Source organism: Cedecea lapagei, assembly GCF_900635955.1.
Lineage (GTDB): Bacteria > Pseudomonadota > Gammaproteobacteria > Enterobacterales > Enterobacteriaceae > Cedecea > Cedecea lapagei.
In genome coordinates, this window is sequence record NZ_LR134201.1 from 3575444 (window position 1) to 3590270 (window position 14827).

General features: G+C 60.1%; 12 protein-coding genes. 7 read left to right on the forward strand and 5 right to left on the reverse strand.

What is annotated here, in order from left to right:
• Window positions 1-29 precede the first annotated feature (29 nt).
• From EL098_RS17520 to EL098_RS17535, 4 genes are read left to right on the forward strand one after another with little or no spacing between them, the layout of a single operon-like run.
• Window positions 30-989, forward strand: coding sequence for an ABC transporter permease (locus tag EL098_RS17520; protein ID WP_126357371.1), 960 nt, complete (start codon window positions 30-32; stop codon window positions 987-989).
• Window positions 989-1936, forward strand: coding sequence for an oligopeptide ABC transporter permease (gene opp4C, locus EL098_RS17525; protein WP_164716897.1), 948 nt, complete (start codon window positions 989-991; stop codon window positions 1934-1936). The genes EL098_RS17520 and opp4C overlap by 1 nt, the downstream gene beginning before the upstream one ends.
• A complete protein-coding gene (locus EL098_RS17530) occupies window positions 1933-2913 on the forward strand; it encodes an ABC transporter ATP-binding protein (RefSeq protein ID WP_126357372.1) in 981 nt (326 codons plus the stop codon). The genes opp4C and EL098_RS17530 overlap by 4 nt, the downstream gene beginning before the upstream one ends.
• Window positions 2910-3875: an ABC transporter ATP-binding protein gene (locus EL098_RS17535; RefSeq protein ID WP_126357373.1), complete on the forward strand. Its 966-nt coding sequence runs from the start codon at window positions 2910-2912 to the stop codon at window positions 3873-3875. The genes EL098_RS17530 and EL098_RS17535 overlap by 4 nt, the downstream gene beginning before the upstream one ends.
• 8 nt (window positions 3876-3883) lie before the next feature.
• On the opposite strand, the gene EL098_RS17540 is transcribed toward EL098_RS17535, so the two are convergent.
• From EL098_RS17540 to EL098_RS17555, 4 genes are read right to left on the reverse strand one after another with little or no spacing between them, the layout of a single operon-like run.
• Window positions 3884-5503: a cyclic peptide export ABC transporter gene (locus tag EL098_RS17540; protein WP_126357374.1), complete on the reverse strand. Its 1620-nt coding sequence runs from the start codon at window positions 5501-5503 to the stop codon at window positions 3884-3886.
• A gap of 33 nt (window positions 5504-5536) precedes the next feature.
• The gene (gene fhuB / locus EL098_RS17545) at window positions 5537-7534 is read right to left on the reverse strand and encodes a Fe(3+)-hydroxamate ABC transporter permease FhuB (protein ID WP_126357375.1); all 1998 of its coding nucleotides are present in this window, start codon (window positions 7532-7534) and stop codon (window positions 5537-5539) included.
• Window positions 7527-8387 carry an iron-siderophore ABC transporter substrate-binding protein gene (locus EL098_RS17550; protein WP_126357376.1) on the reverse strand — a complete coding sequence of 287 codons (861 nt, stop codon included), beginning with the start codon at window positions 8385-8387 and terminating at the stop codon, window positions 7527-7529. The genes fhuB and EL098_RS17550 overlap by 8 nt, the downstream gene beginning before the upstream one ends.
• Window positions 8388-8391: 4 nt before the next feature.
• Entirely contained in the window at window positions 8392-10524 is a 2133-nt protein-coding gene (locus EL098_RS17555; RefSeq protein WP_126357377.1) for a TonB-dependent siderophore receptor, read from the reverse strand.
• A 180-nt stretch (window positions 10525-10704) separates the two neighbouring features.
• On the opposite strand from EL098_RS17555, the gene EL098_RS17560 reads away from it, so the two are divergent.
• The 3 genes from EL098_RS17560 to dcuR all read left to right on the forward strand — a co-directional run bounded on the left by EL098_RS17560 (window position 10705) and on the right by dcuR (window position 13872).
• Window positions 10705-11469 (forward strand): AraC family transcriptional regulator, encoded by a 765-nt coding sequence (locus EL098_RS17560; RefSeq protein ID WP_126357378.1) that lies wholly within the window; start codon window positions 10705-10707, stop codon window positions 11467-11469.
• 64 nt (window positions 11470-11533) lie between these two features.
• The gene (locus EL098_RS17565) at window positions 11534-13156 is read left to right on the forward strand and encodes a sensor histidine kinase (RefSeq protein ID WP_126357379.1); all 1623 of its coding nucleotides are present in this window, start codon (window positions 11534-11536) and stop codon (window positions 13154-13156) included.
• The gene (gene dcuR, locus EL098_RS17570) at window positions 13153-13872 is read left to right on the forward strand and encodes a two-component system response regulator DcuR (RefSeq protein ID WP_126357380.1); all 720 of its coding nucleotides are present in this window, start codon (window positions 13153-13155) and stop codon (window positions 13870-13872) included. The genes EL098_RS17565 and dcuR overlap by 4 nt, the downstream gene beginning before the upstream one ends.
• Here dcuR and EL098_RS17575 read toward each other — a convergent pair.
• The gene (locus EL098_RS17575) at window positions 13853-14821 is read right to left on the reverse strand and encodes an FAD:protein FMN transferase (RefSeq protein ID WP_126357381.1); all 969 of its coding nucleotides are present in this window, start codon (window positions 14819-14821) and stop codon (window positions 13853-13855) included. The genes dcuR and EL098_RS17575 overlap by 20 nt on opposite strands.
• Window positions 14822-14827: the final 6 nt, after the last annotated feature.

A 14827-nucleotide genomic window follows, 5' to 3' on the forward strand; every position in this document is an offset into this window, starting at 1 on the left:
GTTATCGGGGCGGCGGCAGTGAGAACGTCATGAAAAACTTTATTCTGCGGCGTCTGCTGCAAACCCTGCCGATGCTGCTGTTCGCCTCGTTTATCATCTTTATGCTGTTCGCGAAAACGCCCGGCGACTTTATCGACGGCAATATTACGCTGACCGCCGCCCGCGCCGCCGAACTGAAAGCCATTTACGGCCTCGACCAGCCGCTGTTCACCCGCTACCTCCACTGGCTGGGGCAATTGCTCACGGGGGATTTAGGCTTTTCCCTGCAGTACCAGATCCCGGTCAGCCAGCTGCTGAATCAGTACATCTGGAACTCTTTCCTGCTGGCCTCCATCGCGCTGGTGTTCTACTGGGGGATTGGCCTTGCGGTGGGCATTGCCTCAGCCATAAAGCCCAATTCACTGTTTGACCATCTGGTGAGCGTGCTGGTGTTCGCCGCCATGTCTTTCCCGACCTTTTTCCTTTGCCTGCTGCTTATCAAGTGGTTCGCGGTCGACCTGCACTGGCTGCCGGTCGGCGGCATGACCAACACCGGCACCGACGCCACCGGCTGGGCCTACGTGACGCAGGTTGCCGCCCACCTTGTGCTCCCGGTGCTGGCGCTGGTGATGCTGCAGGCGGGCAGCCTGACGCGCTATTTCCGCGCCAGCATGCTGGACGTGGTGAAGATGGACTTTATCCGCACCGCCCGCGCCAAAGGGCTGCGCGAACGCACCGTTATCCTCAAGCATGCCATGCGCAACGCGCTGCTGCCGATCATCACCCTGCTGGGCTTTGAGCTGCCGGGGCTGTTCTCTGGCGCGATCATTACCGAAAAAGTCTTTAACTGGCCCGGCGCTGGCCACATCCAGATCGATTCCCTCGCCGCCCGCGATTACCCGGTCCTGATGGGCTTTACGATGTTCCTGGCGGTGCTGACCATCCTCGGCAACCTGATCGCCGATGTGCTCTACGCGTGGGCCGATCCGCGCATTCGTGTGAGGTCCTGATGCTCAGTTCTCTGTTTTCCACCAACCGCCGCCTGCGCAAGGCGGAAATTCCGGCGCTGGCGCAGGTCACTCCGTCGCCGTGGCATCAAGCCTGGCAGGCGCTTAAGCGTAATCGTCTGGCAATGTTTTGCCTGATTCTGCTGATTGTCATGGCGGTGTGGTGCGCCCTCGGGCCGCTCTGGTCGCCGTGGAAGGACGATGCCACAGATGCCCTGATGATCAACAAACCGCCAGGTGAAGTGCACTGGCTTGGCACCGACTTCCTCGGGCGTGATGTCTACACCCGCCTGCTGCTGGCCGGGCGCATTTCTCTGATCATCGGCCTGCTTACTATGCTGCTCTCGGTCACCCTCGGCTACCTGCTCGGCGCGGTTTCCGGCTACGCCGGTGGCTGGACGGATAAGCTGATTATGCGCCTGGCCGACCTGGTCATGACTATCCCGAGCCTGCCGCTGCTTATCGTCGCCGGCGCCATGCTGTCGGAACTCGACTTCTCGCCGGACTCGCGTATTTACATGGTGGTTATCATGCTAAGCCTGCTGGAGTGGCCGAAGCTGGCGCGCTTGGTACGAGGGCAAATCCTCTCGCTGCGCGAACGCGACTTTATGCTGGCAACCCGCGTACTAGGCCTTTCCGCCCGCCGTCGCCTGTTCGGTCATCTGCTGCCTAACACCATTCCTGTTCTGGTGGTGATGGCGACGATGGCGGTGGCCAATGCCATCCTGATGGAATCGGCGCTCAGCTACCTTGGCCTCGGCGTGGTGCCGCCTACGCCTTCCTGGGGCAATATGATGGACAGCGCCAATAGCCTGATCGACTTCCAGCGTCGCCCCTGGCTGTGGATGCCGCCGGGGATCGCCATTTTTATCACCGTCATCGCGATTAACGTGCTGGGCGACGGCCTGCGCGACGCGCTGGATCCGAAAATGAAGCGAGGCGTGAAATGAGCGAAACGCTGATTGAGTTTAACCACCTCTCCCTCTCCTTCGCCGGGGAGCATGGCCGCGTGCGTGCCGTGCAGGACGTGTCGTTTACCGTTCGCGCCGGGCAAACCGTTGGCGTCGTCGGCGAATCCGGCTGCGGCAAAAGCGTAACCGCCATGTCGCTGATGGGGCTACTTCCTCCGCAGGCCGCGCGGATTGACGGCGGCGAGATCCTCTTCCAGGGCAAAAATCTGCTCGGCCTCAAGCCTGCACAAATGGCCGATTTACGCGGTAACGAACTGGCGATGATTTTCCAGGAGCCGATGAGCGCCCTGAACCCGGTGCTGACTATCGGCGATCAGCTTTGCGAGCCGCTGATTCGCCATCGCGGGGAAACGCCAAAATCCGCATGGAATCTGGCTACCCAAATGCTGACCGAGGTTGGGTTGGCGAGGGCGGAGAGCCTGATGGCAAGCTATCCGCACCAGCTTTCCGGCGGCATGCTTCAGCGCGTGATGATTGCCATGGCGTTGAGCTGCCGGCCAAAGCTGCTGATCGCCGATGAGCCTACCACGGCGCTCGACGTGACCGTTCAGGCGCAGATCCTGCGGCTGCTGCGGGATCAGGCGCGTCAGCACCATATGGCGCTGATGCTGATCACCCACGATCTCGGCGTTATCGCCCAGATGGCGGAGCACGTCGTAGTGATGTACGCAGGGCGTATCGTCGAGCAAGGGCCAACGGCTGACGTGCTTCGCAACCCAATACACCCTTACACCAAAGGACTGATCGCCTCACGTCCCATTCCCGGCGAGCGCCGCCGCAGGCTCTATTCTATCCCCGGCCAGGTGCCAGATTTAGCCGCCCTGCCGCCCTGGTGTGCCTTTACCGATCGCTGCGAACGCGCCACCGAGCGCTGCCGCCAGGGCATCCCGGCGCTGCTCGGCCAGCAGCGCCAGGCCGCCTGTTTTTACAGTGAGTTAGCGGAGTCCACATCGTGAACAACCAGTACGTTATTGAAGTGGAAGGTCTCAAAAAATACTTCCCGCTGCGCGACGGGCTCTTCGGCCAGAAAACCGGCGAACTGCGTGCGGTCGACGGCGTCAGCTTTAACATTCGCCAGGGCACAATTTTCGGCCTGGTGGGCGAATCCGGCAGCGGCAAAACCACCGTCGGACGCACCCTGCTCGGCCTGTACGACAAAACCGCCGGCAGCGTGAAGTATCGAGGCATGGAGCTGAGCGAGCTTAGCGCCAAAGAGTCGCGAGCGCTGCGCCCCAAAATTCAGCTCGTATTTCAGGATCCCTACAGCTCCCTAAACCCGCGCGTCCGCGTTGGCGATGCCATCGGCGAAGCGATGCTGGAGCATAAGCTATGCACCCGCGCCGAACTGCGGGACAAAGTGCTGGAAGTGATGAAGATTTGCGGCCTTGCGCCTCAGCACTACAACCGCTTTCCGCATGAGTTTTCAGGCGGCCAGCGCCAGCGCATTGGCATCGCCCGCGCGCTGATCCTCAACCCCGATTTTATTATCGCGGATGAGCCTATTTCGGCGCTCGACGTCTCCATTCAGGCGCAGATCATCAACCTGTTTTCCGATCTGCGCGACGAGCGCGGCGTAACGTTCCTGTTTATCTCGCACGATCTCGGCGTAGTTGAGCACCTGTGCGACGACGTAGCGGTGATGTACCTCGGCCAGCTGGTTGAAACCGCCAGCCGCGACGTACTGTTCAGCCGCCCGCTGCACCCGTATACCCAGGCGCTGCTGGCTGCGGTGCCGACGCTGGACCCGGACAGCGAGCCGCTAGAGGCGATTCGCGGTGAAATCCCCGATCCATCGCGCCCGCCTTCCGGCTGCCGCTTCTCCTCACGCTGCCCTCAGGTCACAGACCGCTGCCGCCAGGAGGTCCCAGCCCTGCGTGAAATGGGAGAAGCTCACCGCGTTGCTTGCCATTTAGTTTAACCCTGGGCTTATGCAGACGGCGGCCTGAGCACGCTGTCTGCTACCACTTTCCCTGACTCCAGCTTAATCAGCCTGTCCGCCAGCGGGAAATAGCGGTCATCGTGGGTAATCGCCAGCACCGTTTTGCCCTCTGCTTTTAGCATCGGCAGCAGCACCTTGTAGAACACCTCTTTAAAACCGGGATCCTGGTCCGCCGCCCACTCATCAAAGAGATAAAAAGGCCGGTTCTCCAGCCACGCCTGAAGCAGCGCCAGCCGCTTCCGCTGCCCCTGAGAAAGCGCCGTTGTCGAGAAACGTCCGTTACGGAAAGCTACTTTGCGATCGAGCTTAAGCAGGTGCAGCAGCTTTTCAACATGATCCGCCGTGCGCTCATGTACGTTGTCCACGTCATCAAACAGGAAGAAATCATTGAACACTACGGCAAAGTGCTGGCGGTAAATTTCGCGCTGCACAGGCGTGACCAGCTCGCCGTTAAGCCTGATTTCACCGCTGTCCGGCGGGTAGAGGCCTACCAGCAGATTGGCAAGCGTGGTTTTCCCGCTGCCGTTGCCGCCCACCAGAAAAACCAGCTCGCCCTGGGTGAAACGAAGATTGAGCGGCCCGAGGGTAAAGCGTTCCTCCTCTTCGCCCTGATACTCATAGCGAATGTCCGTCAGCGCAAGGCTGTCGAACCGGGGGAGATCTTTCAGCGGCAGCAGCTTTTCCTGCGGCAGATCGGCTTTCAGCTGGGCGATCCGCTGGAGCGCAATGCGGGCGCTGGTCAGCGTTGGTAAGGCCGAGAGAACGCCCTCCACCGGCACAATCATGTAGAGAAAAATCATGGTGTATCCGGTCATCACCGCCGTACTGAGCGCCAGAGATCCCCTCAGCCAGTAGAGCACAGCGCCGATAAAAGCGAAAAACAGCACGCTCCCCCAGCTTTTCGCCAGGCCATAAAACACATAGCCTCGGGTACGCTCGACGCGAACCGATTCAATATTTTCGCTGAGCGGCCCCTCGACAAAATGCCGCCTGCGGGAGGGATTAAGACGAAACTCGCGTCCACCGTCGAACAGTTTTTTACACTGGGCAATCAGCTTATCCTCCCGCTGCCGCGAGCTACGCAGCAGCCCCAGCGCTTTGCCATGGGCGGCGCGATAGCCCATGGCACCAAGACCGAGTACCAGCAGCGCCAGCAGTAAAACCTGCCACGACAGCGTGCCGAGATAGATAAGGCAGCCGACAATCGCCGCCCCATAGATAAGCAGCCCCGGCAGGCTGACGAAAAAGACCACCAGCGTGTCGAGATCCTGCGTCAGTATTGAGACGGCCTTTGCCATCCCCGTCTTTTCCAGCTGCGCCCAGGCGGTTTCGCTGACGTGATTGAGCACGTCTTTACGCAGCGTCGCCTTCACTTTTTGCCCCAGCCACATAAACAGCGTTTCAGCCAGCACGCGAGCGCTGAGCATGAGCGCCGCCAGAAGAACAAACTTCAGCGCCATGTGACTCAGCCCATCGGGAGGCAGCGTCAGGCTATGATTGATGACCGCCAGCAGCGAGGCATTGCTTAACCCGCTGACCACGCTGGCAAGCGCCGCCAGCGCCAGCCAGCCGCCCACCAGGCGAAACAGCATAATGATCAGAGACATTGTTGCTTCCTTTTCGACATTACTCCGCCGGCGCTATTGTTGATGTGTATGCGCCCGGCTACGAATCAGCGGCCATACCAGCAGGGGTACGCCGACCAGCGACGCCACCAGCCCCACGGGCAGCTGACGCGGATACAGAAAATTGCGGCCCATCCAGTCTGCCAGCACCATGATCAGCGCGGACAGCAGCGCGGCGGTGAAGAGCTGCGCCATCGGCTTTTTTGCTCCCGCTTTACGCGCCAGATGCGGCCCCAGTAACCCGACAAACGACACCGGCCCGACGATCAGCGTGGCAAGCCCGGTCATCAGGGCAGCCAGCGCCAGCACGCTTATTCTCGCCCGCGTAACGTTAACGCCAAGCGAGCCGCTTAGCTGGCCGAGCGGTAACAGCAGCAGCCAGCGTTTACAGAGCGGGGAAGCGGCGAGCAGCGCCAGCATGGCGATGAACACGCCAATGGCGATGCCGTTATTCACGTAGTAGGTGCTGCCGGTCATCAGCTGCAGCAGCATCGAACTGGCCTGCCGGTTATTCAGCATCACGATGCTGGCTATGGCCTGGAACAGCGCGTTTAGCGCCAGGCCGTTCAGCAGCACCCGCTGCGGATTAAAAGCGCTCTGGCGACTGCTCCACAGCGTTACCAGCAGGCTGATTAACGCCCCTGCCGCGCTGCTGAGGATCAGCAATCCCGTTCCTCCGGTTGGGAACAGCAGCAGAAAGGCCGTCACGCCCATGGCCGCGCCGCCGCCGATGCCGAGGATCTCCGGGCTTGCCAGCGGGTTACCGCTGACGCGCTGCATCAATACGCCCGCCGCGGCCAGCAACGCTCCGGCGCTTAACGCAGCCAGCAGACGCGGCAGCCTCATTGGCAGCAGAGCGTGCTGCTCTGCAAACGTCGTCCAGTGCCAGCCGTAAAGCCCCTTTCCGACAAACAGCGACAGCACGATAGCCACAAGCAGCAGCGCAAAAGCAATGCCCGTCGGAAAGCGCACGCCCCCCGCCTCGCCTTCCCAGGACGAAGGCGTCGTCTCCAGCACCTGATGCCGCGCCTTGCCCGCCAGCAGGATCAGCAGCGGCCCGCCGGTCAGGGCAGTTAACATCCCCACCGGCAGCAGCTGCCCGTCCAGCAGCGTAATGCGGCTGAGGCAAAGATCGGTGAACCACAGCAATCCGGCGCCGATAAACAGCGAATGGCAGAGCATTTGCCGCGTGGTGCGTGCCCCGCCTAAGCGCGCCAGATGCGGGGCGGCCAGGCCGATAAAACCAATCACGCCAACGCTGTTAATGATTAAGGCGCTCATCACCAACGCCAGCCCCATCGCCGCCGAGCGGATCAGCAGCGGAGAAGCCCCTAAGCTGCTCACCATCGCCTCCGGCAGCCTGAGTAACGCCAGCGAACGTAACAGCAGCAGCAGGGCCAGAAAACAGAGCCCCAGCCAGGGCAGGATCGCCGTCACGCCGCCCCAGTCCTGTTGAGCCAGCGAGCCGCCGCCCCACATCAGCACCGAAAGAAGAAAACGGTCGTTGATCACCGCCATGATCATGGTCAGCGAGCCGCACCAAAGATTGACCAGCATCCCCGCCTGAATCATCACCAGCGGCGACAGGCGCTGCCGCCAGGAAAGCAGCAGAACCAGCAGCAGAGCAACAACTTCACCGGCAATCACCACGCCGGTTCGCGCCGTTAGCAGCGTCGCCGGGAACCACATCGAAGCCACGCCCAAAGCCAGCGTTGCGCCGGAGGTCATGCCGAGGGTAATGGGCTCCGCCAGCGGATTTCGCAGCGCCCGCTGCATCAGCCAGCCGCAAAGCGCCAGCACCGCGCCGCCGAGCCCGGCCATCACCTGACGAGGGAACCACATGGAATGCAGGATCACCGCCTGCGCATCCGGCATCTGCACGCTGAACAGCACGCTCAGGCCGTGAACAAGACCGCCGTAGTGGGCAACGTTTTGCAGCGCCATAGCCAGGCTGGCGCCCCAAAGGGCGGTAATCAGCAGCCAGCAGGCCGTCGTTTTTCCCGTCTCAGCCATGCAGCCATCCCGTCACAATTTGCCCCAGCGCATCGGCAATGCGCGTAGCCGTCACCAGCGCGCCGCCGGAGTTGAATTTCTCTGCCGGGAAAGCAAGCTGATGTTGTGACGTCAGCGGCAGGCGCTGCCAGAGCAGTGAATCCCGCCAGCGTTGGATCATCGGCAGTAGCCCCTCTTCAGGCAGAAGAATCAGTCCTGCATCCTCTGCGCCAATGCGCGTTAACTCGACCATCGCTTCCCCTTGGGTATTCACCCCGCCACGCCAGGCATTGCTGAAACCACAGCGGGCCAGCACGTCGCCGGCAAGGCTGCCCTTGCCGTACAGCCGCATATGCAACGCATCTACCGGCGTGGCGAGCAGCAGCGGGCGGTGGAAGGCCGCAGCCGTTTCTCCGGCTCTTTGCGCTGCCTGTTCAAACGCGGCCAGCACGGCGAGCGCCTGGGTTTCACGATGCAGCACGGCGGCAAGCTTATCGAGGGAGATTCGCCATTCAGCGAGGCTACCGGTTGGCAGGGTAAGCGTTGGCGCGATTCGCTCCAGCTGGGGCTTGAGCAGCGCGTGGCCTGGGGTAATGACAATAAGATCGGGCTGCAGCGCAGACAGCGTTTCGAGGTTCGGCTGAAACAGCAGGCCAATATCCACCACGCTTGCGGGCAGCTCCGGCGTGCCAATCAGCTTGCGGTACCAGTCGGGAGCGGAAACCGACTGCGGGGTAACGCCGAGCGCCAGAATCAGCTCGGTCAGCCCCCAGTCAAGCACCGCCAGGCGCCGGGGAGGCCCGGAAGAGGCACCGGCTACCCCGATAAACGGGGCGGCCAGCGCAAAGGTCAGAAAACGCCTACGTGAGAGCATCCGCTTACCACTGATAGCTTAACGTTGCCACGTACTGACGCTTAACCGCGAACTCACAGCCGTTGTTCTGGCAGGCGGCAAGGTAGGTTTTGTTCGTCAGGTTGGCGGCGTTAAGCGCGAGCTGCCACTGGCGATACTGCCAGCCGATGCGAGCGTCATAGACCGTGGCCCCCGGCACCTGCAGCGAGTTGTCGGTCGTCGCGTAGCCTGGGCCGACGTAACGCACGCCGCCGCCAAGGGAGAAGCCGTCCAGCGGGCCGCTAAAGGCATACTGGCTCCACAGTTTGGCCAGGTTGCGTGAAATTCCCGTCGGGTGCTTGCCTTCGCTGCCGTCGTTCGCCTTCAGCACTTCCGGATCGGTCAGCGAGTAGGACGCAAGGATCTGCCAGGCTGGGGTGACGTTAACTTTGCCCTCCAGCTCGATCCCACGGGAGCGGATCTCGCCGGTCTGCACGCTGTAGTTCACATGATCGGGATCCGGCGTCGCCACGTTGCTCTGGCGTAAATCGAACAGCGCAAGGGTAAACAACGCGTCCATCCCGACCGGATCGTATTTCAGTCCGACTTCGGTCTGCTTGCCTTTGGTTGGCTTAAACGCGTTGCCGTTAAAGTCGGTTCCGGCGCTCGGCACGAACGAGGTCGAATAGCTGATGTACGGGGCAATACCGTTATCAAAGTGGTACAGCAGCCACGCGCGACCGGTGGTCGCATAGTCGTTACGGGTCTGATGGGTACCGTTCAGCAGGTTGGTGGCTTTGGTTTGTGCGCTGTCGTAGCGTCCTGCCAGACTCATCACCCAGTTGTCCAGCGCCAGCTGATCCTGCAGGTAAAGCCCCGTTTGGTCCATCGTCGAATGGCTGTTGCTGGTGAACGCAGGGATTTCAACCGGCGTGCTGTAGTCCGGGTTGAGGTAGTTCAGCGGCGAAGCGTCGCCGTAGCCCGCCTGACTGCGCACCGAAGAGTGCATCACATCCACGCCAAGCAGCGCGGTGTGCGACACCGGGCCGGTATCGAAGCGGAATTCAGCCTGGTTATCCGCGGCAAAGTTACTCATCGTCTCGGTGAGGTTCATGGAGTAGCGGTTAACCAGCGGCTGGGTTGGGTAGGTGCCGAAGGGGTACACCATGCGGTAGTCGGCGCTGCTGCTGATATAGCGTACGTTCTGGCGCAGCGTGACGTTGTCGCTCAGCTCGGTGCGGAACTGGTAGCCAATGCTGCCCTGCCTACGGGTATAGGAATCAAAGCCCGGCTGGCCGCCGTAAAAATGAGTGCCAATGTTACCGTTCGGGTTGTTCACCAGCGTGCCCTTCACCGGCAGCATATTGTAGAAACCGGTATCGGGATCCTGGCGCAGCTGTGCCAGCAGCGTCAGGCTGGTGCGCTCATTAGGCTGCCAGGTCAAGGACGGAGCAATATCGTAGTGCTGATAGCGGGTGTGATCGACCTGCGTTTTGGTGTCGAAGAAGGTACCCGCCACGCGGCCGAGCCACTCTTTGCTGTCGGTCAGCGGGCCGGTCACGTCGAAGCCGGTGCCGAACTGACTGTTATTCCCGGCGCTCACATAGACCTGGCCGCCGGGCTGAGCCTGCGGCGTTTTGCTGACCAGATTGACCACGCCGCCTGGATTTGCCTGGCCGTAGAGCACCGAAGCAGGCCCTTTCACCACCTCAATGCGGGAAAGCAGGAACGGGTCCCAGGCAGGTCGGCTCCACCAGGCTTCGCGCGGCAGACGCAGGCCGTCCAGATATTCGTCAGCCTCAAAGCCGCGAACCATGATGGTATCAAAGCGGGTATCCGGCCCGGCATTTTCCGAAGAAACCCCCGCGACGTAGCGCAGCGTCTGCGGAATATTTTTTGCCGCCATGGCCGCCATTTGCGCCTGAGTCACCACCGAAATGCTCTGCGGCGTGCGGCTTATCAGCGAGCTGGATTTGGTGCCCGCCGCCGCCTCATGCGCCACCACGTTAGTTTCATCTTCCTGCCCGGAAGAAGCAGGGGCCGTTGCCGTGACAACCATCGTGCTCTCCTTCGCGGCAGATTTGTCTGCCGCCTGGGCAAAGCCCGCGCATGCCGCAAAGACTGCACAACTCAACGCCTTCAACGGCATATTCCCGTTTACCCATCCGCCCTGTTTCATATCGACCGTATCATGTTATAAGAAGAGGATCGAAATGATAATTATTCACCTTTAAAAGAGAAGAGCACCCGTGGCAGAATAGCGCGACATGGGGGAGAGATATCGCAAAACGGACAGAGATTGTCTTAACGCGCTACTGCGCCATGAAATGGCGAGAATCGGACGAACGGCAGGCAACAGATGATCAAGCACTCCACACAGCAGGGGCCGCAGGAAGCGTTTCTGGAAGTACGAGAACTCCATTATAGCTCAGGAAGCCAGGAACCTTTTCACGCCCACGAGCAGGGCCAGCTGATTTATCCGGTCAGCGGCGTGGCGAAGATCCGCAGCGAGCAAAACGTCTGGGTTGTAGCGCCCGGCCACGCGCTATGGCTGCCAGGGCGCCTGCCGCACGGCTTAGAGGCTATCGGCAAAGTGGTGACCCACAACCTGTACATGACGCCCGCGGCCTCCGCGGCATTTAGCCGTCACAGCCGCAGCCTGGCCGTCACGCCGCTGTTTCAGTCCCTGACGGTGGCAGGGCTGGAAAACCCCGCCGATAGCCGTCGCCTCTCGCTGCTGCATGACCTGCTGCACAACGAACTGCTGCGCCTGCAGGAGGTCGCTCTGTGCCATATCACCCTGCCCCAGGACCGGCGTATACGTCAGCTTTGCGATGCGCTGTGCAGCGACCTCTCCCAGCGGGAAACGCTCGCCTGGTGGGGCAAACAGGTTGGCGCGAGCGAAAGAACCCTGGCGCGGCTGTTCAGGGAAGAAACACAGCTCAGCTTTACCGAATGGCGGCAGCAGATGCACCTGGTGGAAGCCGTCTGCCATCTTGCTCGCGGCACCACCATCCGCAATCTCTCCAGCACGCTGGGGTACGCCAGCAGCAGCGCTTTCATCGCTATGTTCCGGAAAAAGCTGGGCGTTTCTCCGCAGAGGTATATTGGCCGCTATCTCTGAGACGGCTTTTACAATCCGTCTCCATCGGCGATAATCAGCGTTTGCGTCCCGTATCGGAACAATCATGAGCGACACCAAGCCCCCGCAAACGACGGCAAAACGCCCGATGAAACTCAGCACCTCGGTGACGTTGATGCTGTGCGCCGTTATCGGCTCAGTGTTGCTCGTCGTTTATGCGCTGTACTTTATTCAGATAAGCAATGCCACCCGCAGCGGCCTGAAGGACACCGCGCTGGCGGTGGCCAGGACCCTGGCCGACGATCCGACAATAAAATACGGCCTGACTCAGTCCCACGACAAAGACATCATTCCGCCGGTGGCAACACGGGTGCAGGAACGTAACGACCTGCTGTTCGTGGTGGTGACCGACATGAACGGCATCCGCTTTTCACACCCCAAACCCGGCAATATTGGCTCCCACTTTATCGGCGACGACATTTTTCCGGCGCTGGAGGGCAAAGAGAACGTCTCGATAAACCACGGCGTGCTGGCGGAGGCGCTGCGCGTCTTTACGCCGGTGTATAACGGGCAGCATAAACAGATTGGCGTGGTGGCCATCGGTATTTCGCTCAGCAAAGTGGACGAGCAGATAAGCAAAAGCCGCTGGAGCGTGCTGTGGACGGTGTTGTTCAGCGCCCTGTTCGGCTCACTCGGCACCTGGGTGCTGGTGCGCGTGCTTAAACGCATTCTGTTCGGCTTTGAGCCCTACGAAATCTCCGCGTTGTTCGAGCAGCGGCAGGCGATGCTTCAGTCCGTCAAAGAGGGCATTATCGCCGTCGATCGCGAAGGCCGGGTGACGCTGATCAACCACGCGGCGCGCAAGCTGCTGCTCTCTCCTGACGATTTCCGCCTCGGCAAAACCGTGCCGCCGGGGCCGCTGGTGGCGACGCTGTGCGAAGTCCTTCATACCGGCACCCCGATTCAGGATCGGCAAATCATCAGCTATGGCCGCCTGGTCTTGTGTAATGCGGTGCCAATTCGTATAAATAACCAGGTGATCGGCGCCATCAGCACCTTCCGCGACAAGACTGAAATCAACTTGTTGACCCAGCGTGTAGACGGCATGGTGAATTATGTCGACGCGCTGCGCGAGCGCTCACACGAGTTTATGAACAAGCTGCACGTCATTCTTGGCCTGCTACAGCTTAAGCATTACGACAAGCTTGAAGAGTACATTCTGCAAACCGCCAGCAATTACCAGACGGAAATTGGCACGCTGCAGAGCAAAATTAAGTCGCCGGTAATCGCCGGATTCCTGATTGGCAAGATTAACCGTGCGCGCGAAGCGGGCCATCATCTGGCGCTTGCCGAGGAGTGCCAACTGCCGGACAACCCGAATGAGCTTCAGGTCATGGCGCTGATTACCGCGCTGGGCAACCTGATTGAAAACGCGCTGGATGCGATGAACGGCCAGCCTGACGGCGAAGTCGGCGTCCTGCTGCACTACCAGAACGGCGTGCTGAGCGTTGAAGTTAGCGACGACGGGCCGGGCATCGAGCCGGACCATATTCAGTCTATTTTTGATAAAGGCTACTCCACCAAAGGCGAGCAGCGTGGCGTAGGCCTGTTCCTCGCCAGGCAGCAGCTTGAGCGCCTTGGCGGCAGTATTCAGGTGGAGTCAGAACCCGGCGTCTTCACCCAATTCTTTGTGCAGTTACCCTGGGATAGTGAAAGGAACAACGCGTGATCAATGTATTAATTGTCGATGATGATGCCATGGTAGCGGAGTTAAACCGCGCCTATGTCAGCCAAATCCCGGGCTTTAGCTGCTGCGGTTCCGCCTCCACGCTGAAACAAGCGCGGGAGATGATCGGCAACCCGGAGTTAAAAATAGACTTAATTCTGCTGGACGTTTACATGCAGCAGGATAACGGTCTGGATCTGCTGCCCACCCTGCGTGAAGCGGGAAAAACGATCGATGTGATTGTTATCTCTTCGGCGGCAGACGCGGCCACCATTCAGAAGTCAATGCACTACGGCGTGGTCGACTACCTGATCAAACCGTTCCAGTTCCCGCGCTTTGAAGAGGCGTTAACCAACTGGCGCGAAAAGAAAAACCTGATGGGCACCCACAAATATTATGAGCAGGCGGACGTCGATCGCCTGCTGCACGGCGGCTCACCGGTGGTGGCGGATGCCAAGCGCCTGCCTAAAGGGCTTACGCCGCAAACGCTGCGCACCATTTGCCAGTGGATCGATACGCACCCTACGGAAGAGTTCTCCACCGACGAACTGGCAGCGGCGGTAAATATCTCTCGCGTCTCCTGCCGTAAGTATCTGATCTGGCTTGCACAGATCAATATCCTGTTCACCAGCATTCATTACGGCATGACCGGGCGACCGGTTTACCGCTACCGCCTGCAGGTTGAGCAGCTTGGCCTGCTTAAGCAGTACTGCCAGTAATGAGCTGGTAGCCGTCATCCAGTAGCGTAAAGCGAAACTGGCTGGCGGAAGAGAGAATAATCTCGCGCTGCCTGGTGACAAAAATCGCCTCAATATCGGGGCGATTTGCCAGCACGGCGCAGCCCTTCTCTACGCCCATCCCGTAAATCAGCGTTGTCCAGATATCCCCGTCGAGGGAATCGGTCGAAACAATCGTTACGCTTTCGAGATCGTTGTCCAGCGGGTAGCCGGTGCGAGGGTCAATAATGTGGTGATAACGTTTGCCGTCCAGCTCGAAATAGCGCTCGTACACGCCGGACGTCACCACCGACTTGTTTGCCACCTCAATCACGCCCAGCATCTCATCCGGCTCGCTAAACGGCTTTTTCAGGCCAATAGACCAGCCTCCTTCCGGCGAGCCCAGGGTCTGCACATTGCCACCGAGATTAATTAACCCCTGCTCTACCCCCTGACGCCTCAGAAAGTCCCGCACGCGGTCGGCGATATAGCCCTTGGCAATCGCGCCAAGATCGATCTCCATGCCAGCGTGAGCCAGATAAACGCTGCCTTCGGCTTCGTCCAGTACCACCTGGTGCGGCTGCGTTCGCGGCAGCAAAGCGGCAATATCCTGCTCCGGCGGGACGCTGTCGCCTTTGAAGCCAATCTTCCAGCGTTTCACCAGTGGGCCGATGGCCAGATTGAAAATGCTGTCGGGAAACTGGCTGGCGGCCTTTGCGCACTTGATAAGCTCGAACACCGGGCGGCTGACCGTGACCGGATGTTTACCCGCAGCGTGATTGATGCTCATGACCTGGGATTCGGCCCGGTTAACGGTCAGGAGATCTTCGTATTGTTTAATCAGGCGGAACACCTGAGAGGCGAGCGTTTGGTTATGTTCAAACAGTTTGAGGAGGATGGGCGAGCCCATTAATACCGCGGAGTACCCATAAACACCTTCGGTTTGTGACATAGCGGG

What these genes read in the sequence shown, in the direction of transcription:
- fhuB (WP_126357375.1), bottom strand. Translation starts at nt 7,534, where the DNA reads ATGGCTGAGACGGGAAAAACGACGGCCTGCTGGCTGCTGATTACCGCC.
- opp4C (WP_164716897.1), top strand. Translation starts at nt 989, where the DNA reads ATGCTCAGTTCTCTGTTTTCCACCAACCGCCGCCTGCGCAAGGCGGAA.
- EL098_RS17565 (WP_126357379.1), top strand. Translation starts at nt 11,534, where the DNA reads ATGAGCGACACCAAGCCCCCGCAAACGACGGCAAAACGCCCGATGAAA.
- EL098_RS17555 (WP_126357377.1), bottom strand. Translation starts at nt 10,524, where the DNA reads ATGAAACAGGGCGGATGGGTAAACGGGAATATGCCGTTGAAGGCGTTG.
- EL098_RS17520 (WP_126357371.1), top strand. Translation starts at nt 30, where the DNA reads ATGAAAAACTTTATTCTGCGGCGTCTGCTGCAAACCCTGCCGATGCTG.
- EL098_RS17550 (WP_126357376.1), bottom strand. Translation starts at nt 8,387, where the DNA reads ATGCTCTCACGTAGGCGTTTTCTGACCTTTGCGCTGGCCGCCCCGTTT.
- EL098_RS17560 (WP_126357378.1), top strand. Translation starts at nt 10,705, where the DNA reads ATGATCAAGCACTCCACACAGCAGGGGCCGCAGGAAGCGTTTCTGGAA.
- EL098_RS17530 (WP_126357372.1), top strand. Translation starts at nt 1,933, where the DNA reads ATGAGCGAAACGCTGATTGAGTTTAACCACCTCTCCCTCTCCTTCGCC.
- EL098_RS17540 (WP_126357374.1), bottom strand. Translation starts at nt 5,503, where the DNA reads ATGTCTCTGATCATTATGCTGTTTCGCCTGGTGGGCGGCTGGCTGGCG.
- EL098_RS17575 (WP_126357381.1), bottom strand. Translation starts at nt 14,821, where the DNA reads ATGTCACAAACCGAAGGTGTTTATGGGTACTCCGCGGTATTAATGGGC.